This is a genomic window from Devosia sp. (assembly GCF_036676215.1).
In the GTDB taxonomy this organism is placed as follows: Bacteria; Pseudomonadota; Alphaproteobacteria; order Rhizobiales; family Devosiaceae; genus Devosia.
The window spans coordinates 1-22,124 of sequence record NZ_JAKFDJ010000163.1 but is presented as its reverse complement, the minus strand read 5'-3'; the positions used below and the strand labels follow the sequence as shown (position 1 = coordinate 22,124).

11 protein-coding genes and 2 pseudogenes are annotated in these 22,124 nt (G+C 62.2%); 7 read left to right on the top strand and 6 right to left on the bottom strand.

Annotated features, from left to right (window positions below):
• Positions 1 to 2: 2 nt before the first annotated feature.
• Complete coding sequence (locus V6M52_RS14135) at positions 3 to 2,051, top strand: MFS transporter (RefSeq protein WP_332701473.1); 2,049 nt, start codon at positions 3 to 5, stop codon at positions 2,049 to 2,051.
• A 273-nt stretch (positions 2,052 to 2,324) separates the two neighbouring features.
• Here V6M52_RS14135 and V6M52_RS14130 read toward each other — a convergent pair whose 3' ends face one another.
• Together V6M52_RS14130 and V6M52_RS14125 are read right to left on the bottom strand one after the other, a co-directional pair.
• Positions 2,325 to 4,142: a sensor histidine kinase gene (locus V6M52_RS14130; protein ID WP_332701472.1), complete on the bottom strand. Its 1,818-nt coding sequence runs from the start codon at positions 4,140 to 4,142 to the stop codon at positions 2,325 to 2,327.
• A gap of 3 nt (positions 4,143 to 4,145) precedes the next feature.
• Positions 4,146 to 4,880: a response regulator transcription factor gene (locus V6M52_RS14125; RefSeq protein WP_332701471.1), complete on the bottom strand. Its 735-nt coding sequence runs from the start codon at positions 4,878 to 4,880 to the stop codon at positions 4,146 to 4,148.
• Positions 4,881 to 5,037: 157 nt separating this feature from the next.
• Here V6M52_RS14125 and V6M52_RS14120 point away from each other — a divergent pair, with 157 nt between their 5' ends.
• The 3 genes from V6M52_RS14120 to V6M52_RS14110 are packed head-to-tail and all read left to right on the top strand — an operon-like array spanning position 5,038 to position 11,838.
• Positions 5,038 to 6,813 (top strand): ShlB/FhaC/HecB family hemolysin secretion/activation protein, encoded by a 1,776-nt coding sequence (locus tag V6M52_RS14120; RefSeq protein ID WP_332701470.1) that lies wholly within the window; start codon positions 5,038 to 5,040, stop codon positions 6,811 to 6,813.
• 14 nt (positions 6,814 to 6,827) lie between these two features.
• Entirely contained in the window at positions 6,828 to 11,312 is a 4,485-nt protein-coding gene (locus tag V6M52_RS14115; RefSeq protein ID WP_332701469.1) for a beta strand repeat-containing protein, read from the top strand.
• Positions 11,302 to 11,838 (top strand): invasion associated locus B family protein, encoded by a 537-nt coding sequence (locus V6M52_RS14110; protein WP_332701468.1) that lies wholly within the window; start codon positions 11,302 to 11,304, stop codon positions 11,836 to 11,838. The genes V6M52_RS14115 and V6M52_RS14110 overlap by 11 nt, the downstream gene beginning before the upstream one ends.
• A gap of 201 nt (positions 11,839 to 12,039) precedes the next feature.
• On the opposite strand, the gene V6M52_RS14105 is transcribed toward V6M52_RS14110, so the two are convergent.
• Together V6M52_RS14105 and V6M52_RS14100 are read right to left on the bottom strand one after the other, a co-directional pair.
• Positions 12,040 to 13,386 (bottom strand): pyridoxamine 5'-phosphate oxidase family protein, encoded by a 1,347-nt coding sequence (locus V6M52_RS14105; protein WP_332701467.1) that lies wholly within the window; start codon positions 13,384 to 13,386, stop codon positions 12,040 to 12,042.
• Positions 13,386 to 13,859, bottom strand: a complete 474-nt coding sequence (locus tag V6M52_RS14100; protein WP_332701466.1) for a hypothetical protein — start codon at positions 13,857 to 13,859, stop codon at positions 13,386 to 13,388. Before V6M52_RS14100 ends, V6M52_RS14105 begins: the two co-directional genes overlap by 1 nt.
• Before the next feature lie 152 nt (positions 13,860 to 14,011).
• Between V6M52_RS14100 and V6M52_RS14095 the strand changes: the two genes are divergently transcribed.
• Positions 14,012 to 15,559 (top strand): flavin-containing monooxygenase, encoded by a 1,548-nt coding sequence (locus V6M52_RS14095; protein ID WP_332701465.1) that lies wholly within the window; start codon positions 14,012 to 14,014, stop codon positions 15,557 to 15,559.
• A gap of 68 nt (positions 15,560 to 15,627) precedes the next feature.
• A complete protein-coding gene (locus V6M52_RS14090; RefSeq protein WP_332701464.1) occupies positions 15,628 to 16,065 on the top strand; it encodes a hypothetical protein in 438 nt (145 codons plus the stop codon).
• A 602-nt stretch (positions 16,066 to 16,667) separates the two neighbouring features.
• Here V6M52_RS14090 and V6M52_RS14085 read toward each other — a convergent pair.
• Both V6M52_RS14085 and V6M52_RS14080 read right to left on the bottom strand, forming a co-directional pair.
• A pseudogene (locus V6M52_RS14085) lies at positions 16,668 to 16,850 on the bottom strand (hypothetical protein); the annotation flags it as partial.
• Between the two features lie 77 nt (positions 16,851 to 16,927).
• The gene (locus V6M52_RS14080) at positions 16,928 to 21,409 is read right to left on the bottom strand and encodes an autotransporter outer membrane beta-barrel domain-containing protein (RefSeq protein WP_332701463.1); all 4,482 of its coding nucleotides are present in this window, start codon (positions 21,407 to 21,409) and stop codon (positions 16,928 to 16,930) included.
• A 526-nt stretch (positions 21,410 to 21,935) separates the two neighbouring features.
• On the opposite strand from V6M52_RS14080, the pseudogene V6M52_RS14075 reads away from it, so the two are divergent.
• A pseudogene (locus V6M52_RS14075) lies at positions 21,936 to 22,124 on the top strand (hypothetical protein); the annotation flags it as partial.

Here is a 22,124-nt window from a genome sequence, read left to right as displayed (position 1 = left end):
GCATGAACGCGCTCTTTGGCGACCTGCCCGTGAACCCGGCAAGCTGGCGTGAAACCTTGAAAACGATGCCCTACCTGCCGATCACGCTGGTCGCGGTGGCAGGGCACATGATGCTGTTCGGCATGCTGACGCCGGTCATGGCCATCTACGCGCAGAGCTTTGCCGTTCCCGACTGGCAGATCGGGCTGATAATCACCGTCTTCGCTGCGGGGCGGTTGGCGGCAGATCTGCCTGCGGGCCACTTTGCCTCCCGCGTCGGCATTCGTCCGCTGCTGGGGTTTGGCCTCCTGCTCTGCTCGGCCGGCGCCTTGCTCGGCGCCGTCGCCCCCGGCTATGCGACGCTGCTGGCCGGACGCGTCATGCAGGGCGTCGGATCGGGCCTGTTCATGACGGCCGCCATGATCTACCTGGCGCAGAAAAGCGACCGCCGTACCCGTGGCAAGGTCATGTCGATGTTCCAGGGCGCAACCCTAGTGGGCGCGGCCTTCGGACCCAGCGTCGGCGGCCTTGCGGCCGGCCTGTTCGGGCTCGCCGGCCCCTTCTATGTCGCTGCGGCCATTGGCCTGTTGTCGGGCCTGCTGCCGCTCATGCTCTTCAACGACACCAATTCGCATCTCGAAGAGCCGCCGCACGCGGAATCGCGCGGCATGCTGGGCCTGCTGCTGATCGTGCCATTCCTGTGCGTGCTGTTGGCCAATTTCGGCTTCTTCCTCACTCGGACGGCCGGCCAATGGCAGATGATCCCACTGCTGGCCGACCAGCGTTATGCCATCGGGCCCGACCAGCTTGGCCTCGCCATGTCGCTTTCAGCTGTCGCAAACCTGCTGGCCCTACCGGCCGCCGCATATATCGTTGACAGGGCGCCGCGTGCCGCCATCATCACCTTTTCGCTTCTCGCCACCGCGGCGGCCCTGGTTGGCATTGCCATGGCCGACAGCGCGGTAATGCTGTTCGCCGGGATGATCGCCATTGGCCTGGCGACCGGCATCGGTGGCCCGGCCATTGGCGCCTATGCGGTCGATGTCATTCCGGCCCGGCAGCAGGGCTCGGCCATGGGCCTGCTGCGCTTTGCCGGCGATTTCGGCTACCTCGTCGGCCCCCTGGCCATCGGCATGATCGTCGATGTCGGCCATATCGGATATGACGGCGGGCTTTTTCTCAACGCCGCCCTTCTTGTCGCGTTTGGCGCCGTTTTCGTGCTCGGGGCGCGGCGCCTGCTGATCACCAGACCGCACGAGCATTCCCATCCACTCGAACCTAGGAGATCTATGACCATGACGGAACGTATCTGGGACAAGTATCTGAGCGCAGAGGACAAGGCGGTGTTCGCATCCTCGGGCTTCGGCTCGCTTGCGGAGTGGGGCAAGCGGCCGGCCCTGCTGATCATCGACGTCAACTATGCCTTCTGCGACGAGAAGCCGACACCGATACTGGAGAGCATCAAGAAGTGGCGTACATCCTGCGGCGAATACGCCTGGGAAGCCATGCCTGTGTTGCAGAAGTTGATCGAGACCTGCCGCGGCAAGGGCATACCGGTCATCTACACCACCGGGGCCCAGCGTCCCGACAAGTGGGACGCCGGTTCCTGGGCGTGGAAGAGTTCGCGACGCAAGGACGAAGGGTTCTCCGCTGCGCCGCTGCTGACGAGCGATGGGATGGAGGGCAACGAGATCGTGGCCGAGATCGCACCTGGTCCGCGCGACATCGTCATCCATAAGCAGAAGCCTTCAGGGTTTGCCGGGACGCCGCTGGTCTCGTATCTACAGCTTCTGGGCTGCGACAGCGTGATCGTGACCGGCACCACCACATCCGGTTGCGTTCGTGCCACCGTGCTCGACGCCTTCTCGCTCAACTACCGGGTCACCGTGGTGGAGGACGGGTGCTTCGACCGCGCCCAAGCCAATCACGCCGTCAACCTGTGCGACATGCATGCCAAATACGCAAATGTCATGCCGTCCGACGAGGTGATCGGCTACCTGAATGGGCTCAGCCAAGGCATGTATGACTTGCCCTCGGGTGCAGGCATGGAGCGAGCTGCTGCTGCAGAGTGAGCCTGCTTCAGCTCCGTACTTGCCATGGCACAGTACGGAGCTGTTGCTCGCGCTTCTGACGCAGAAGAGCCACTTCGCACGTCGTCGGCAATGTCAGCTTTTGGCGAACGGCAGCCGTGATGCAAAAGGCCGATATGGGGCGCGCTGCCGACTGGCAGGTTGCTCCGGTGGTCGCTTCGTTGCTTCGTGAACTCGATCAAGCGATGCACGGGCAGATCAGGGCCTGCACCTCGTGGGAGGCGCAACGGTCAAGAGGTACAAGGAATGGGAAAGCTATGACGCCAGCGTCGGAAGGCTTGGTGGAAGTTCGAGGGTGAGGCACATGCCGTTCGAGGTTGGTGCGACCGTGAGATTGCCGCCAAGGGACTCGGCACGTCGATGCATGTTTCTAAAACCGTTTCCCTCAACTCTTGACAAGATGTTGCGCCCGTCATTGGCAACTGTGATGATGGCGGAGCCCATTTGCGAGGTCGTTCCGTTGATCGCGATGCGGCGCGCGGGTCCGTGCTTGATGGCGTTCGTCACCGCCTCTTGAAGTATCCGCAGAAGTGAAAGCGCATGGCCGGGGGTGACGCCGGTAATGACCGGGATACGATCCATGGACCAGTCAAGCGCTATACCGATGCGGCGCAATTGCGGGGAGGCCCGCTCGCGGAAATAGGCGAGCACGACCGGTATGTCCTCTCCGTCAATATCGAGCGACTGGATAACGAGGCGCAAATCGTCCAGCGATTCGCGCGCGGCTTGTTCGATATCGCGATTTTCCGCCCGTTCTGCGAGCGCGATAATGGAGACGATATGGCCAGAGAGCCCGTCATGCAGGTCGCGCATCAGGCGCTGACGTTCCTGCTCGCGGGCGATGCCGGCAGTGAGCGCGCGTTCTTGCGCATGCGCCTCGGCCAGTTCTGACTCCCGTTCTGTGAGCCTGACTCGGAGCGTATCGTTGGCAATGTCGATCTTATGCAGTGATATGGCGAGCCGGTGAATGAGAATGAAGGCACCCGCTGCGATTAACAGTGGCTGAGGATAGGGAAGCAGCAGGAAGCCGCGATCATACATGCCGGTGATCGTGGCGAAGTCGATGAGCCCGTACCAGATGATTATGACCAGGGCCGCGGCGAGAAGAGCATTCTCGACATTGCGCGTGTCACGAAAGGCGCGAACGAGAATGACGATCGCAGCAAGCAGCCAAGCGAGCGGCACAAGTCCGAATAGACCGATCAGGATAGGCAAGCTTGGCATACTCGCCAGAGACGCAAAAACAACCGTCGGCCAGACGACAATCAGCGGGATTAGCCAGCGCGGCAGCTGTCGCTCGGCGGCGGCGAAGGCCACCCCGATCATTGAGATGCTCGTGAAATTGGTGAGTGCCACGACAAGGATCGCGCGCATAGGGTCGGAAAGCAGATGGAATGGGCCGAGCTCGACCAGATTGATGAGCACGCCGCCACCGGCAAGCAGCGCGAACCAGCCAAAGATGACATCCTGTCGACGGATCAGGTAAAGCGCGGTGACGCCGACGGCGATCAAGACCGCCAGCGCCAGGATCATCATGCGCAACTGATCGGCAAAAAAGGCGCGAAGGTGGTAATTTGGCAGGATTTGATCAGCGTCGCCGGCATAAAGCTTCGACAGGTAGCCTAGGCGAAGACCACTCTTGCGATCCAGGCGGATGGACAGGACATTCTCGCCTTTCGCAAGCACGTCTGGCGGCAAGCGTACGAGACCCGCCGTGTTGACCAGTGGCGATGCCCAGGCACTGGCGCGATCGATATGGAGTTCGCGCCCGTTGAGGATGACGCGAAGATCGAGACGCGACAAAGGGATCAAGAGGAGCTGCGATCCATCTTGCTCAGGTAGCGCCTTGAACGTTATCCGGTATTCGCCCTGGGCCGCACCTGGGGCAGGCGTTCGCGGCCAGGAATGGGGAAGCATGACCTCTTCGGCTGCCCCGTCGTTCAGGCTGAAAACCGCTCGCTCGATGCGCAGCGCGTCGGGCTCGGGCAGACGTATCGCGAAGGGCAGGAGCAACAAGACAACGAAGATTGCAAGCGCGCCGGCCTTGCCGATGAAATCCCGCCAACTCGCCATGGCTCACCTCGGCAACAGGCCGCGCTGGCGCGCTTCGAACACGGCTTCGGAACGATTGCTCACCGAGAGCTTACGATAAATGTTGCGGATATGCACAGGCACGGTCTGGCGCGAAATGCCGAGGCGATCGGCGATCTCGTCATAGGTGAAGCCCTTGGCGATGCCCCAGATGATATCCATCTCGCGCGCTGTCAGGTCGGTCTGCTTGATGTGCGGACGCCCGGTTTCTTCCTGGCCCGCAAGGCGGCGCACCAGAACGCGGGCGATGCTCGAGGAAATGGGGGAACGTCCGGCCATGAGATCGGTGATGGCATCGATCAGATCCATGGCGTAGGCATCTTTCAAAAGATACCCGGAAGCGCCTGCCTCAATGGCGTCGAGCACGGTGCGTTCATCGGCCAGCGCCGAGATGACCATGGCCTCGGCTTGGGGGGAGGCGGCCTTCAGCAGTCTGATGGCATCAATCCCGTTGCCATCGGGTAGGCGCAGATCTGTAATCAGCAAATCAATCGCCTCGGCGCTCATGATATCCATGGTCTCGGTCAGTGTGCCACACGCCGCGACGACATGGCCCCTGTCCCACCTCGAAAGAATATGGGCCAGCCGCTCGCGGACGGGGACGTCATCCTCGACGAGGAGGATGCGCCAGGCTTCTTTTGCCTCGGCTTGCTCGGACGACTCCTGTTGCACGCGCTTCGTTCCGTTCGCACTGAAAAATCTGGGCGCAGTTGCGGACAACTACGCGGGCACCGCGGCACGGCATATACCATATTCATGGTATATACGCCCATCTTCCAAACGGTAGTCTGCCTCGAAATACTATTCGGCGTCATCCGAGCAATAGATATGCAATTCACAAAGATGCCCAAGTTTATCTTTCGTGAAATCTCATTCGATGGCCGTCGTATTGATACAATCGGGGCGCGCAAGGGTGAAGAGCGGCAAGAGACACTGGCTGTGGGGCGCGTCATTGTTTGGATGCGCGGCAGTCATTTTTTCCGGCGAGGTCCGCGCGCAGGATGTCGGCTCCCTGTTGGGCGAGCAATGGCGGCTACAGGAACGGCAGCGGCTGGAGAGCCTGCCGAAGCCTGAGGAGGTTGCTCCTGGGTCGGCTCAACTACCCGCCCCGGAGCAGGGGGAGACGATCATCGTCAGGCAGTTGCGGTTTTCCGCCAAGGTGGGACTGCTTTCCGAAGCAGACCGAGCGCGGTTTTCCGCTTCGGTGAAGGACAAGCGGCTCGGGCTCACCGGCCTTTATGCGCTGGCAGGCAAAGTGACCGCCAGCTTGCAGCAACAGGGCCACCTGCTGGCGCGCGCCATTCTGCCGCCGCAGGACATCACCGAAGGCATCGTCACCATCGAGATCATCGAGGGGACGCTTGAGGGAATCACGTTTGAGCATGGGCAAAACGTGCGCGCGAACGAAGATCGGCTGCGGATGATTGCTGAATCGCATCTCGTGGCGGAGAGCGTCACCAAGCAGGACCTCGAAGAAGCGCTTCTGCGCATGAACGATCATCCGGGCGTCACGGCGCGCGCCAAGCTGACGCCGGGGACGGCGGCCAATACCAGCCTGCTCATCGTCGATGTGGAGCAGGCCCCCATCTTCTCCGCCTCCTTCTGGGGCGACAATGCCGGTTCCAGCTCCACCGGACGCGCACAAGGCAATGCGCTGGTCACCATCACCGATCTCACGGGGCATGGTGATCTGACGCGGCTCACCGGCACCTTTTCGGAAGGGCAGAAATTCGGGCAGGCGGCGTCAAGCATGCCCCTGAGCACCAGCAAATTCACCGTCAACGCCAATTACAACTACCTCCAATACCGCAACGTCGACGATCTCGGCACGGCGCTGGATCTGAAGGGGTACGCTCACAGTGCCGGGATCGGGCTCGACTACGGCCTTATCAATGGGCGGGATTTCAACCTTCTTGTTACCGGCGGACTGAATTGGAAAGCGCTGGTGGACGAATCCCTCATCGGACGTCTTCAGGACAAGCGCGTCATCGCAACCCAGGTCGGCATGAACGGCGATATGCGCGATCATGCGTTCGGCAGCGGGCTGACCTCCTGGTCACTGGGCTGGACCTATGGCGATCTTGATCTGTCGCGCGAGCCAACGGCGCTGGCTGCCGATCAGACTGGATTGCAGACTCAAGGGCAGTTTCATCGCCTCAACGCCAGCCTTGCCCGGTTGCAGGATTTGCCCCGCGATTTCTCGCTGTTTGGGCGGGTTTATGGCCAATGGGCCAGCAAGAATCTCGACAGTTCGGAAGATTTTTCCCTGGGCGGACCTTATGGCGTGCGCGGCTGGCCGGTGGGTGAGGGACGCGGCGATATGGGCCTGTTGGGAACCATAGAGCTTCGCTACGAGGCGCCGATTCCGGAACCTTTCGGGGCGCTGCAGCTGGCCGCCTTCCTTGATGGCGGGCATGTATGGGTGAACAAGAGCCCGGATGGCATCGCCACCACCAACGCCTGTGCCTGCAATGACTACGATCTCGCCAGCGCCGGGCTCTCGGCCCGTTGGACACGCGAGAACTTGAGCTTCTCGGCTACCTGGGCACATGGGCTGGGAGACAATCCCGGCAGATCGAGCATCACGGGCGAAAACGCCGGCGGCGGCACGAGCAATCAACAATTCTGGTTCTCGGGCGCGATCAAATTTTGAACGGACGATTACCCATGACTGAGATCTATAGGCACATCTGGTCGAAGACGCTGGGATTGGTGATCGTCGTACCCGAATGCTCGAAGGGGGGTGGGGGTAGAAGATCCAAACGGCGGAAACTTGCCGTCACGCTCGCTGCCTCCACCATGCTGACCGCACCCGCTTGGGCTGACGACTTACCCTCGGGCGGGCAGATCGTCGCGGGGCAGGGCGCGATCACAACGAATGACAACGCCGTGGTTATCAATCAGGCGACGGACAAGATGATCGCCAATTGGCAGGGATTTTCTATTGGTGCCATCAACTCCGTCATCTTCAATCAACCGGCCTCATCCTCGGTGGCGCTCAACCGCGTGATCGGGCAAGACCCGTCGCAGATTCTGGGCTCCCTCACCGCCAACGGGCAAGTGTTCCTTATCAACCCCAACGGCATTGTTTTCGGCCAAGGGGCCAGCGTGCAGACTGGGGCGTTTGTGGCCACGACATTGGGGATGACGGACGGGAATTTCCTCAGCGGCAATTACAACTTCACCGGCTCGGGCGGGAGCATCACCAATCGCGGCAATATCACCGGCAACGTGGTGGCTCTGATTGCGCCAAGCGTCACCAACGCGGGTACGATCAAAGGTTCAACGGCGCTCGCCGCCGGAACCGATGTACTGCTCGACTTTGACGGCGACGGGCTGCTCACGATCGAGGTGAAGGCGAACACCCTCGCGGGTCTGGTCGAAAACAAGGGGCTGATACAGGCCGATGGTGGCGTGGCGATCCTCACCGCCCAGGGCGCAAGCGATGCCTTGAAAGGCGTTGTGAACAACTCGGGTACAGTCCAAGCGCAGACCATCGCCAAGAAGAATGGCCGAATCCTGCTGCTGGGGGACATGGACAACGGCGAGGTGAACGTGTCGGGCGGACTCGATGCCTCTGCGCCTTCGGGCGGCAACGGCGGGTTCATCGAGACATCCGCCAAAAGGGTGACGGTTGCCGACGATGTCGCCATCACGACCAAAGCCGTCGGCGGCGTGACCGGCACCTGGCTCATTGACCCACAAGATTTCACCATCGCGGCATCAGGCGGCGACATCACGGGTGCAACGCTCTCCAGCCAGCTCGCCAGCAACAACGTCGTCATCGAAAGCGTAAATGGCGCGACAAGCGGGAATGGCGACATCTTTGTCAATGACAGCGTGACCTGGAGCGCGAATGCGCTCACCCTCTCGGCCTTCCGCAATATCGAGATCAACAGCGCTTTGAACGGCTCCGGCGCCGCAGGATTGGCGCTGGAATACGGGCAAGGCGCAGTGGCCACCGGCAACACTGCCGCTTACGCCATCAACACCCACATCAACCTCGCTTCGACCGGGAGTTTCTCGACCAAACTCGGCAGCAATGGGACAGTCAAAACCTACACCATCGTTAGCGACCTGATCGCGCTGCAAAATATTGGCGCCGGTGTATCCGGCAACTACGCCATTGGCGCGGAGATTGACGCCAGCGATACCGCAAACTGGAATGGCGGTGCCGGCTTTGTGCCCATTGGCGACTCGACAACCTGGTTCACCGGCGCTTTCGATGGCCTTGGCCATACCATCACCGACCTGACCATCTACCGGCCATCGACCGATTACGTCGGCCTGTTCGGCGCAGCGCTAGGTGCGACGATCCGCAACGTCGGGCTTGCAGGCGCCAACATCACCGGTCGGGACCGTGTCGGCGGGTTGGTAGGGAGCACCAATATCAAGGGCGCTGTCAGCCAGTCTTATTCGTCGGGCACGGTTTCGGGTGCCAATTATGTTGGCGGACTGGTGGGGATGAATTTCAACAGCAGCATTGATGGAGCTTATTCCACCGCAACGGTTACGGGGACTGGATCCTTCACCGGCGGGCTGGTGGGGGTTAGCGGGACGAACTCCAACATTACCCATACCTATGCCAGTGGCATTGTGACAGGAACCAATAGAGTCGGTGGACTGGCCGGATTTAACAACGATGGCAGCGCCATCAGCCTCTCATATGCAACCGGGGATGTGGCGGGCACTGACTATGTCGGCGGACTGGTGGGTCTAAACGCATCCAGTTCCAGCATAAGTCAGACCTACGCAACGGGTGCGGTGACGGGAAGCACGAGTCTCGGCGGGCTGGTGGGATCCAGCAGTGCAGGCTTCATATTCAACAGCGTCTGGGACGCGGAGACGACCGGCCAAAGCCTTGGCGTGAGCGCGGGAGACGCGAGCGGCATCACGAGCCTGACCACGGCGCAGGCGTTGACGCAGGCGAGCTACAGCGGCTGGGATTTCACCAATGACTGGTACGTAGTGGAAGGCTACACACGCCCCTTCCTCCGTTCGGAATACTCCACGACCATCACGGGCACCCATCAGTTGCAATTAATGGCGATGGACCTGACCGCCAGCTACAGCTTGGTGAACAATGTCGATTTCGGCAGCGAGCTTACCGATAGCAGCCGGTCCGACATGTGGGCCACATCAAGTAGCGCGGGCGCCGGCTTTGTGAGTGTCGGTCAAATCTCTACAAGCGCCTTCACCGGCGTCTTTGATGGTCTCGATCACACCATCGCTGGCCTGACCATCAATCGACCCTCAGTAACTATCGGGCTCTTCGGGTACGCGCTGGGTGCGGTGATCCACGATATCGGTCTGGTTGACGCCAGTATCACCGGCAATAGATCTGTCGGTGCGCTGGTTGGTCAGACCAACAACAGCAGCATCAGCCGCTCCTATATGACAGGCACGGTTTCCGGTGTCCGATATGTCGGCGGACTTGTAGGGTACAATGCCGGTACCACCATCTCCGGCTCTTACGCCATGGGCACCGTCTCGGGGAGCGAGATCTATTCCGGCGGGCTGGTAGGGGTTAATTTGAGCGGCTCCACCCTCACTGGCTCCTACGCCATGGTCGACGTCAGCGGAGACGGCCGGGTCGGCGGGTTGGCGGGCACTAATGATGGGACGATTGAAACGTCCTATGCCACCGGCAACGTCACTGGTCACGATGACGTCGGCGGGTTGGCGGGCGGGAACAGTGGGACGCTTCAGGGAACATACGCCACAGGCAGCGTCGCGGGAAACACCGATGTCGGCGGCTTGGTCGGCGTGGATTTCGCGGGAACGGTGATCGCCAGCTTCTACGACGAAGAGACCAGCGGACGGAGCGACACCGGCAAGGGCACGGGCCTGACTACCGTCGCGATGAACGATCCCTTCACCTTCATCGATGCGGGTTGGGATTTCGCCAGCGTCTGGGGCACGCCCAAGGCAAGCGGCGCGCCGCTGTTGCGCTCGCTGGCCGGCGAGGCGCTCCACGACTACTACATCCGCATGTCGGGTAGCCTCGCGCGCGCCTATGGCAATTCCGTCGCCGCGAGCGGCATCACGGTCGACGGCGTCGGGACCGGCAATGTGACCCTCGACTGGGGCAGCGCCACTACGTCCGCCACCAATGTCGGCACCTATGCCTGGTCCGGCTCCAACGTACTCTCCCTCTCCTATTCCGCTGGATCGGCGGCAGACTACTATGTCGACTACGGTTCAGCCGGCTTGACAATCACCCAGCGCATGATCTCGCTGACCGGCAGCCGCACCTATGACAGCACGACCGGGCTCGCAGCCTCGATCTTCGGCCTTGGCAACCTGGCAAGTGGCGAGACGCTAACGCTCTCTGGCATCGGCTCCATGGCGAACAAGAACGCCGGGGACGGCAAAGCCGTGACGCTTGGCACACTGGCGCTGGGCGATGGAACGGGCTTTGCCTCCAACTACACTCTCGTGGGCGGCGCCAATACGGTTGATATCGCCAAGGCTGCGATCACGTCGATCGCCGACATCTACGCCAATGACAAGACTTACGACGGCACCACTGCCGCAGATCTCGATCTGACAGAGGCGAGGTTCAATGGCCGGGTCAGCGGCGACACTCTGGAGGTTGCCTCGGCGATTGGCGCTTTTGCCGACAGGAACGCTGGCGCCGGCAGGATGGTCAGTATCTCTGGCCTGACCTTGGGCGGCGCCGACGCGGGTAACTATACGCTCGCCAATGCCACGGCGGCCACGACAGCCGACATCACCAAGGCGGTGATCTCAGCGATCACCGGCATCACCGCGTTCAGCAAAGTCTACGATGGGACGACCGCAGCAGCCTACAACACCTCCGGTGCGGTGTTCAACGGGATCGTCCTCGGCGACACGCTTACCGTGGCAAGCGGCTCCAGTGTTTTCGCCGATGCCGAACCCGGATGGAACAAACCCATCACCATCACCGGCCTATCGCTGGGCGGAAGCGATGTCCCAAACTACATCCTCGCCGACACCACGGCGCAGACCTCGGCCCACATCATCTATGGCTTCGCCGCCCCCTTCCTTCCTGATCAGCTCGACCGGATGCGACAGCCGGGCTTCGACGGCCCCTCGGACGCGCTGCTCGATCCCGGCTCCGTGCTCATCGAAATCGCAACAACTCCGGACACCCAGAATGACCAATAAACAAGCTGTCTCGTGGCATCATTCGGCCATTGCCGCGATTTGTCTCACCCTTCCATTTGCCTCGGGCGTGGGCGCTGCGCCCTTGCCCGGCGGGGCGGGATCGCTCGTTGAGACCTATCAGGACTGGGTCGTGGCCTGCGGGGCGCAGAACAACGCCACTACCTGCGTCATGCGACAGGTGCAAACCACACAAGCCGGCGAGCACATGTTGACGGCGGAACTGCTCGTTGGCGCGGATGGCCAGCTCGGGGGTGCGCTGCTCATGCCCTTCGGCTTGGCGCTCGCCCTGGGCGTCGCCCTCAACATCGACGAGACAGAGGGCCCCGTGCTTTCCTTCTCCACCTGCCTTCCCCGGGGCTGCATCGCCCCGGTGAGCTTCGAAGCGGCGGTCGTCGATAAACTCGAGGCGGGCGGGGTGCTCAATCTCACCGCGACTGCGGCAGGCCCGCAGCAACCGGTCCCCTTCAAGGTCTCACTCAAGGGCTTTTCCGCCGCGCTCGCTCGAATGATGGAACTGACGAAATGACCACTCGCAGCGCCGACGATCCGTTATGAGCGTCCACCTAAGGTTTTGCACCGTCAGGAACCGGATCGGGCAATGGCAGCGGCGCTGGCAAGTGGTGAAATTGCCGCTTGAGCCCGCGACCGACGACTTCAGAGGAAGTAATGCGCTTAACGTCGGCCCTTCTGCGCGTCCAACTCGCTGGCGCGACTTCTCAAACACGTCCTAGCTGCCGAGCGCCGTCGTCAAAATCGGTGATCCAACTGGGTCGAGCCGGATTTGGCCACGCCCGGAGCGCTGGATCTGGACCGGCAACGCCTTTTCCGCCAGACGACGCCGCAGCAGGAGCAGTCGCGTTTCAAGATTGTCCTTCAGATCGGGCAAGCGAAGCCGCTCGTCGAGCCGCAGCTCGCGATTGGTGAAATCCCGCCGGCCCTCATCGCGGAAAATCGTCAATAGATGCAGCAACAAACGCCCGGCGACGCCTTTGATGACATATTCATTGTTGATGAAAATACTGTCGTCGAACGGGTAGTGCGTGACCCTGAACATATCTGCTGCTGAATCGACAGCTTGTACCTGTGGTGAAGGCCCTGCTTCGATCCCGGTTTCCATCGACACCATCTCGATCATCGCCAGCGTCGCACCTAGTTGCGATGCCACGATCGCGAGGGCAGCTTCTGCGTCCGCACCAAACGCCATGCGTTCGAGACTTTCGACAAAGACGACACCGCGAAAATCCTTCTGCACCATCATGGGCACTGCGATCTGGCTCATAGCCTTGCCGAGGCCGGGCAGCGCGATGATGCGCGTTTGGTTCTCCGGCGCCAGGGAAATCCGGATTGCCTCATCGAGGCGGCGCATCCGGCTCATGTCGGCCACGCACACCGGCCGGCGTTCACTTGCGCAAATGCCGATGACCCCTTCACCAAGCGGCACTTCGGATCCCACGCCCGTCTGACCGTAGCCGCGGCTGCCAAGCGTTACCAGGCGCCCCGAGGGCTTGTCGTGAATGAGGATCAGGACATGAGCGAAGCCGAAAACCTCGCTGAGCCTCTGGAACGTCGTATCGATGGCGCTGTCGAAGTCGGTTTCCGCGGCAACGGCCATAGCGATTTCGGCGACCTGTGCCATCTGCGCATTTCTTCGCGGCTCTGCAGCCGGCCGCTCCGCCGAAGATGGGACCATGCGCAGATCGTTCACACGATAGATGTCGACACCCCGCAGGCGCATGACGTTGGCCATGCCGGTTTGGGTGCTGGCGGCTCGCAAATGTGCCGCCATTTTTTCGAAGAGCTGTCCTTCGATCAGTGTCTGCTCGAAGGTTACGTCGAGCCTATATTGGGCGCCCGTCATGGCATCGACTATGAGAATGGCGGCCTGCGCATTGGCGCGGATATTGGCTGCGGTTTTGGAGAAGAACTGGTTGGAAAGCGCAACGTGCTCATCGTCGACGCACACCACATGCGAGAGGTAGGAGATGTTCGGCGTGCCATCGGCGGCCGCTGTGGCGATGACCGAGGGCACAACTCCTTCGAAACAGGCTTGCAGGTGGCGCAGACTTAATTCCATCAACCAGCTACTCTCAGGGGCTGACCCGCCTTGGTGCCGGGCGTCTGAATGAAGGCCTCTTCGGCAAGGAACCGAATCGTAACGAGGTCGCGGCCGACCAGCCATTCCTCAATGACCCATGTGCTGACGCCGAGTTCGCCCAGCACGGCCGACGTTCTCACGACGTAGTCGCCCGACCATCTGCTTTCATGCGCCGACGGCGCACGCACGAACATGACCGCGCCCTTTATTTGATAGGACACATAGTCCGAGGGCCGGCTGAAGGTTACGGCGATGCTGGCGGTCTCGCTGGCATCGGCGACGGTCTGCGGCCACTGCCAGGCGGAGACGCAAAGATCAATCGTACTGGTGCTCCGGTCGGCGCGCGCTCCCGCGGCGCGGCCGATTGAGGGTACCAGCGCAGCGTTGCGGGTGCCCACGATGATCATCACCGGGCTTTCTATGAAAGCTGCCAATTCTTCGGTCACAACCATGTTGCCGCCCCATTGCCCCGTGTGCCGCTTTCAGGCTCGTCCAGCTTAGTGTTCTTTTAGGATCAAGATCAGCCACTTAGCATCCATTTAGGAAGCGCTCCACAGCATCAAGTCATATCAAGGGGCTCACTTCAAGCCAAGGAGCCCTTACTATGAACACGTCCGAAGGACTTGACCGTCTGCCCCAGAATGCTGTTGCGATCATTGGTGCCGGTCCCGCAGGCCTGGTGGCCGCCAATTATCTGAAGCGGCATGGTTTCGACCCCGTCATTTTCGAAGCGAGTAACAGCATCGGAGGTCAATGGAACACCTCGTCGCCGCTCAGCGGCGTATGGCCCGGCATGCGAACCAATACCAGCCGTGTCCTCACTGCCTTCAGCGACCTCGATCACGCACCGGGCACGAGCGTCTATCCCAGCCATGCCGACATGCTGGTCTATCTTCATCGCTATGCCGACACCTCGGGTCTTTCCGCGCATCTGCGTCTTTCGACCCTGGTAGAAGTGCTTGAACGCTTGCCGGATTCCGGCTGGATCGTGCGCTCGAGAAATGGCGGGGCACTGCGGTCCGAATTGTTCCAGCGCGTGGTAGTGGCCACGGGCCGCTTCACCGCTCCCGCTGTCCCGGAAATTGCGGGGCTTGCGGGGTTTGCTGGCGCGCTCGGGCTGACGCACAGTTTTAACTATCCCGGCGCCGCCGCTTTCAGGGACAAGCGCGTCCTGGTTGCCGGCTGCAGCATCAGCGCCCTCGAAATCGCTAGCGAGCTTGCAACCTCCGGCGCCAGGAAAGTCATCGTCGCATCGCGCCGGCAGCGTTACGTGCTGCAAAAGCTGCTTGCCGGTGTCCCGGCGGACCATGTGGCGTTCACCCGCTTCGCGGCGCGCGCCGGCGAGGTCTTTCCGCCCGAAGCGCTGGCGGCCGGTCTTAAAAACCTCGTAGTGGGCCATTGCGGCAGTCCCGAGCAATTCGGCGCGCCTAAACCGGACGACAACATCTTCGTTGCCGGGCTGACGCAATCGCAATCCTATCTCGGGCTCGTGGCCGAGGGTCGCATCAGCGCTCGCCCCTGGGTCGATAGCATTGATGGCAACTCCGTGCGTTTCAGCGACGGTGACACCGAGGAGGTCGACGCTATACTTCTCGGAACCGGCTATTCGCTCGCCCTTCCCTTTGTCAGTCGGGAGATTGCCGAGACCCTCGGCCTCGATGGGCAACACATCGACCTCTACGACCATACCTTCCATCCTCAATTGGACGGTCTCGGTTTTGTCGGCCTTTATCCGCAGGTCGGGCCCTATTTCCCCGTCCTCGAACTGCAGGCCCGCTGGCTGAGCTATGTTTGGGCCGGTCTCTCGCCCGCGCCCAGCACCGCGCAAATGGATACCGGACTCTCGGCGGCGAAAGCGCGCCGCGGCGGCCCCCAGGAAATGCCCATGCACGCCATGGCGCGCCTTTTTGCCCGCCATGCGGGTGTCGAACCGGACCCGGAAAATTGGCCCGAGCTTGGACGGGCGCTGCTCTTCGGCCCGCTCTCTCCGGCTTCGTTCCGGCTCGAAGGGGCGGACCGGCTGCCCGAAGCCGCGGCCCGTACCCTTGTCGCCGCCGAAGCCTTCGGCGCCGTTACCTCGAACGTACCGACGCCGCAGGAGGCGGCGCAACTCGCCGCTCTCCGTGCCGCGGCGGACGCCAAGGCCGCGTGAGGCAGAATCCTCGCCCCGCAAGGCCGCACTTACGCCGACACCAACCCGATCACCCCAAGGAGACTACAATGACCGCTCTTCGCCACCTAGCCGCCATCGCACTGACCATCATCCTCGCCGCGCCCACAAGCGCCCACGACGCCCCCACAGGCGATCTCTCTGACCTCCCCGATGCCTCGCTGCTGCCAGCGGACGTCGTGCAGGTTTCAGGGGTCGTCCCCGGCATGGGCGAGCATTGGGCCAATCCCGCCGACCTGCCGCTCGGGCCGATCTATGGCGTTTCCGAGGGAAAGATCATCTTCCTCGAATTCATGATCGACCGTGATTCTCTGGCCAAGGGTCAATCCTATCTCGAACTCGCGTCCAAGGCCGGCATCGCGCTGCCACCCATCGACCACACCGACATCGGCTGGGAACCGAACGGCCACGAGGGCTTCGAGGTCCCCCATTACGACATCCACATGTACTTCGTCACCCACGCGGAACACGAAGCGATCAAGCCCTAAGCGCCGCGTCGCCATATGTCCCCTCCCATATGGGAGGGGACAGCGCCATTGCTCCAGGTCGCAATGCGCAGGGGCTCGGTTGTGCGAAGTCGCGTTCGACCGGATACAGTCCCGCTCTAGCGCGATTGAAAACCGACAAGGCTCCATCGGCCCGAAGCGGCCTCATGCCCTGGTCCATGTCCTCGAGCGCCCCGGGGATGCATCTCCCGCCACCGCGCCGCGGAAGACGTCCACGTGCCAGACGGCATTCGTCTCCGCGACACCGCCAAGTTCGGAATTGAGCTTGAGTTGACCCTTACCTGTCAGGCTCCAAGCTCTGACGCTGCGAGACAATAGTAGGCGTTTCCCAACGCCAGCTTCTCTATCGTGGTTTGTGTCAATGGCCGCACGACGTCATTTGCCGCCGAGAGGCGGCATTGCTGGGCTTGGAAGAACGCCGACGAGCGGCGTGTGTACAGGGTCAGCCTTACTGCTTGCGTGAGGTCGTGCCACACGGGGCTCGCGCTTCTCTTCGGGGGCGGCGCTGTGACCGCCCCATGATGGGGATCAATCTTTTGGGCGCCCTTGCCAACTGGCGGGGCTGCTGCCAGTACGATCTCACGCTACCTTCGTTCCTGTGAGGACCTCTTCCTGCCGAGGCAGAACCGTTTGAAGCTTCTGTTGTGGGTGATCAGGCGATCGCTGCACCAGCGGAAGTCGGTGCCGTCGGTCCACATCCGGTGCAGGATCACCGCCAGGCGACGGGCCACGGCGACAATGGCACGACGCTGGCCTCGCCGTTGCGCGCGACATTCACCTCGGGAGGAATGTCCGCCTCCCATTGGCAGCCGCTCGCCAACGCGACGTCCGTTACCGTCTAGGCTCAGAATTTGACACTGAACCCAGCCGTCCCAGTCACATCATAACTCCTACCAAAATTGCCCAAGCTGGTATTGAACGCCGCCTCGGTGTGAAGTGTGTATTTGTCGTCGGCCCAGCTGTAGCTGCCGCCAATACCGATGCCGCCCCAAAGCGGCTCTTCCTCGCTGGCGAGCGTGACCCCTGCGAGGTCGGTTTGCGCCCCGGAGAGGAACTCGTAGTACACATTGGCTATACCATAGGCATGCAGGCTGCTGGCCTGACCCAGGGTGTCGGTCCAGGCAGTTTGGTAGTCGGCAGAGATCCCCAGGCGCGCTCTGAGACTGTCGCCATCGAGCAGCGAAACGGAGGCGCCGAAGGCATCGGTGAAGTCGTCATAGTCGACCGCAGAATAAATCAATTGTGCCTGCGGCGTGATCGACCAGTTCGGGCCAAGCGTTATCTTTTGGCCCATTTCTATTCCCAGTGCATAGCCGAAGCCGTCTATGCCAGAGGCAAGGCCGGTGCCGGCCGTAGTGGACGAGAGGTCTCCTTCGTACAAGGTGAGATTGGCCTGAGCGTCGAGATAGAAATCGCCTTTGCCTTGCCAGGTCAGCGTCGCGCCCAGGCCATAGCCGGATGCATTGATGGCGCCGTCGCCATATGGCGAGGTGACGCCGGCAGCGAGCGTGCCGTAACGCGCCGAGAGGCCGCCGGTCAGCCGGCCGTCGTCTCCAGCATCAAGCAGACCGTCGACCCCCGCCTGAAGCTGCCAGATATCGGCATCGTAGCGCGCGTCGGTCGTCGATGTCCTGGGGTCGATGCTGAGATGGCCGCCAACGATCCGGCCCCAGATGCCGCTGCCATGTGCGGCCTCGGGCAAGACGCCATCGTCGACGACACCATTTGCCCAGGAGCGGCTGCCGACGCGCTGGCGCAGGGTATCGAGGCCATTGAAGCTCTGCAGCACGTTAGCATAAGCCTCGTAGATCGGGGCGCCCGGTTGGTAAAGCGGCGTCACAGGACTGTCCGGAACGGCGGGGGCAAGCAATGCCGAACGCAGATACCAGTCGCCATCCGCTGGCGTGCTGATCCCGTTCCTGTAGAGACGGTAGCCGTAGGCGCCTGCCACCACGGCCTGCTCGCCTTCGAAGACATAGTCGCCCAAAAGGTCGAAGCTACCGTTGGAAGCGCCGGCGACATCGACGATCTTGATACCTTGCATGGTCTGGGCGCCGCCGCCTCCAAGATTGATGACATCGACACTGGTACTGCCGGCGGTATCACCGGTCACGACAAGCCTGTCGGATGGCGAACCGTCCCCACCCAGCACAGCTTCGATTTCCAGGATGCCGCCATTGCCGACATAATTGCCGTTGATGGTCAGCGTGCCGATGGAATTGCCTGGTGCCACCACGCCGCCGGTCTGGTTGGTTGTGCCGCCGACAATTCCCTGGCCCATCAGCGTGCCGCCGGTGGCAACGGCTACGGTGCCGCCCAGTTGGCCGTTCACCGATAGCTTGCCTGATGAGATGAGGGTTTGCCCTAAGAACGCTGAACTATTCGCCGTGAGCGCGGTCACGCCGATACCCAACTGACGGATTTCGCCACTTCCGGAAATGATGCCATCGAAAGTCAAGGCATTGGAGCGGCTGAAGGCGAGAATGCCGGCATCGGAGACATTGCCGACAAGACTGCCTGACGTGCCGCCATTGCCGACCTGGAGCGTGCCGGCACTGATCGACGTACCGCCCGTATGGGTCACCGCTCCCGTCAGCACGGTGGTGCCGGAACCGCGTTGGGCCAGACTGCCGATGCCGCCGACGTCCCCGGCAAATACCGCGATGTCCGAGCGGTTAAAGGCGAGAATTCCCGCATTGGCGACGTTGCCGGCAAGGCTGCCAGACGTGCCGCCATTGCCGACCTCGATAGTGCCAGCACTGATCGCGGTGCCACCGGTATGGGCGGCGGCGCCGGCGATGATCAGCGTGCCGCTGCCGGCTTTGTCGAGCCCGCCAGCGCCCGAGATCGTACCGTCCCAGGTCAGCGCCGTTCCGGCATCTGTCAGCAGCCTGCCATTTCTGGTCATTGTGAGAGCACGGATCGTTGCAATATCAGCGGTTGATTGCAGCGTGCCGCCGTCAAGCGTAACGCCGCCGGATATCGCACCGAGGTTGACGTTATCAGCAATGGCCAGCGTGCCACCGCCGATCACCGTGCCACCCGAGTAAGTGTTGGCGCCACCCAAACTCAACGTTCCGCCGCCTATCTTGTACAAGCCGATATTCGGGGCGCTTCCGCTGATCACAGCATTGATCCTGGCCGCGAGCCCGGTGTCCACATTGACGAAGCTGGAGGTCGGTCTGCCGCCCGGTGTGTCACCGAGCATGTTCAGTGTCCCCCCGTCGACCTGATAGCCGTCGGTTACGAACTGGAGCCCCTGGAAGCCCTGCGTGCCTGCGACAACGACAGTCCCCGCTGCACCGCCAAATACACCGACCTGGCTTTGCCACGTGGCATTGAAGTTGTAGTCCGGTCCAGTGGTCCAGTTGGTATCTGCCACAGTCCAGATTCCGTCGCCGCTGCTGGCGATCCCGTTGCCAACGCCGTCGAGACCGTCCCAGACCTGAACGAGCTGACCGCCGTTCGAGACAAAGACATTGACCTGGTTGGGGACGCCCAGCTGCAGCGTTCCCGTGCCAAGGGTCGAGTTGACGCTCGCTCCGTTGTCGACCAGCGTTCCGTATTGAAGGAGCCGATAGTATCCGCTTTCTGCGGGGGTCAGGTTGATGATGCCGTCCAGGGTCAACTGGCCGTTGACGTCGACAAGATCGTTCAGCAGTCCGCCGACCACACCGGCGTCGCCGAGTTCGAAGTTGCTGACCGATGCTGCGTTCAGCACAAGATTGCCGTTGATCGTCAACGTGCCGGGGCCGCTACCGGCTGCCAATATGCCGAAATCCGCCACCGACACGTTCCCGCCGATCACGCCGCTACCACCCAGTGTCGCCCCGGCGCCGACGGAAATTCCACTTGTGCCGTCACCAAATGTGCCTGCGGTATTGTCGATGAGGAGCCTGCCCCCAGCGACCGCAACGTCGCCGGCATAGCCGGAACTGTCGCCGCCGAGCGTCAGGGTAGCCGCGCCATTTTTGACGAAGCCCTCAGCCCCTGTGAACGCACCGGCATAGGTCTGGTCAAGCGATTGGCTGACGGCCAGATTGGCGTCCAGATTGATGGTTCCGCCGGTCCCGGACAGGTTTCCCTTGGCCTGTGCGACATCGATATCGAGAGTGCCGCCATTGACGACGAGCGCACCAGTAGCGGCGCCCAGCGCGTTGACCGATGACGCTTGCAGTTGACCCGAATTGACCGTGGTCGTCCCGGTATAGGTGTTTGCCCCGGTGAGCGTGATGAGGGCGGAGCCGGTCTTGGCGATCGAACCGCTTCCCAGAATGGCGTTGGCGACGGTTGTATTGATGCTCGACTGATCGAAGGTCAGCACGCCCGTGACGGAGATCGTGCCGACCAGCCCTGTGGCCGCATTGGCGAATGTGAGACTGTTGGTGCCGCCGGTGAAGGTGATCGCATCGGCCCCGGCGCCCGCCGTGACCATGCCGGCCGCACCCATGGCAATCGCCAGATTCTGGCCAACGATACCGGCGCCGCTCTGGCCCGCGACTCCGGGTAATGCGCCGGCGCCTCCCACCCCGCCAACGCCGCCCGTGATGCCCGCGTCGATCGTCAACGTCGTGGTTCCCCCGCCACTCACCAGCAGACCGACACCCCCATCGCCGCCCGCCCCGCCCACGAGGCCGCCTGCGCCACCCGCGCCACCTGCGCCACCTGTAATGCCCGCCCCGATGACGAATGATTGGGTCGTGCTCCCGCTGAGCACAAGACCGACACCGCCATCGCCGCCGGCGCCGCCGCCCGCACCCACCGATGCTCCGCCAACGCCACCAGCTCCGCCAGTGACGCCGACGCCTAGCGTTCCGAGGGGACCGGTGGTCACCGCGCCAAAGCCGCCCGCGCCGCCACCCCCGCCACCACCAATTTCCGGTGCCGCGCCACCCGCGCCGCCGGCGCCGCCAGTTGCGCCAGTTATAGGCAAGATCACGTCAACGAAACCATGTGCGCCGCCGCCACCGCCGCCGCCGCCGCCGCCAACAGCACCGACCGCGCCAACGGCGCCGACTGCCCCGGCAGTTGCAGCGCCTGCGCCGCCTAAACCGCCCGAACCTGGAGTTGTATCGTCGCCGCCTGGGCCGCCGGTGCCCCCGGTAGTACCGGCGGCACCGCCACCACCGCCCCCGCCGCCGAGGTTGTTGTCCGTGCCATCGCCTCCAGGACCGCCTGCTGTTCCATTATTGCTCGCGCCGGCAGCGCCGCCGGGACCACTGGCTTGCCCGCCCGCTCCAGCGTCGGCCCATACGGCGGTCGTCGTCAGGGCGCCGACCAGCGCCATCGCGGAAACCGTTGTCAGCAGCTCGGTCGTCAGCGCCACGCGCGCTGCAATCCCTGCCCAACAACCCGGAATAAGCAGCCCGACCTGCGTTAGAAGCCGTCGGATCCTCCCGGTATCGAGATCGAACGCAGCCTTGACGCCACACTCCCTAACGTTGGGGAGGTGTCGATCGCCACGGCCTACAGAATTGGTGATGGCGGCTGACTCCTTGAACAGGAAAGTCGAGAGCAATCGTAGGGGGGTGGGTGACCAGCGACATGCGAAATCTCACGACGAGAGCGCCAGCAAAAATTGGCAATATTGGAGTTGCCAAAATTCCGAAAGAACAACCTAGTCGAAAAAGTGTCAGTCCTATCCGTCACGTATGAAGAGTATATTGCGTCGGAGCAATCGTATCACGCGAATAATTATTCTGGCGGCACTCATCGACGGTAGAAACATTAAGACTGCGCGGGCTAATTATGGCAATAGTACGTGGGCTGAACCAATGGCTTGGGATGTGGAGCCGCCGCCCTTCCGAATTGACGCGAGGCGTCAAAGGCGTGCTGCAGTCCAATGACGTGCTGTGCCTCTACCGGCCCTGCTGACCGCCGATACCGCTTTGCCGCCGCCCGATTGGACGGCCCCGCCAACCCCCATGCTCGAGCGCATCCTGGTGCCGGCCAGCGAGCGCGACGAGGCCAAGCTCTCGGGTACACTCGCTCGCCTCGCTGAAACCGATCGCGGCCTCACCGTGACCCAGGAGGAGGGCACC

Excerpts from the sequence above, each read along its gene's own strand:
- V6M52_RS14135 (WP_332701473.1), top strand. The coding sequence starts at position 3 with ATGAACGCGCTCTTTGGCGACCTGCCCGTGAACCCGGCAAGCTGGCGT.
- V6M52_RS14130 (WP_332701472.1), bottom strand. The coding sequence starts at position 4,142 with ATGGCGAGTTGGCGGGATTTCATCGGCAAGGCCGGCGCGCTTGCAATC.
- V6M52_RS14120 (WP_332701470.1), top strand. The coding sequence starts at position 5,038 with ATGGCCGTCGTATTGATACAATCGGGGCGCGCAAGGGTGAAGAGCGGC.
- V6M52_RS14115 (WP_332701469.1), top strand. The coding sequence starts at position 6,828 with ATGACTGAGATCTATAGGCACATCTGGTCGAAGACGCTGGGATTGGTG.
- V6M52_RS14110 (WP_332701468.1), top strand. The coding sequence starts at position 11,302 with ATGACCAATAAACAAGCTGTCTCGTGGCATCATTCGGCCATTGCCGCG.
- V6M52_RS14105 (WP_332701467.1), bottom strand. The coding sequence starts at position 13,386 with ATGGAATTAAGTCTGCGCCACCTGCAAGCCTGTTTCGAAGGAGTTGTG.
- V6M52_RS14100 (WP_332701466.1), bottom strand. The coding sequence starts at position 13,859 with ATGGTTGTGACCGAAGAATTGGCAGCTTTCATAGAAAGCCCGGTGATG.
- V6M52_RS14095 (WP_332701465.1), top strand. The coding sequence starts at position 14,012 with ATGAACACGTCCGAAGGACTTGACCGTCTGCCCCAGAATGCTGTTGCG.
- V6M52_RS14090 (WP_332701464.1), top strand. The coding sequence starts at position 15,628 with ATGACCGCTCTTCGCCACCTAGCCGCCATCGCACTGACCATCATCCTC.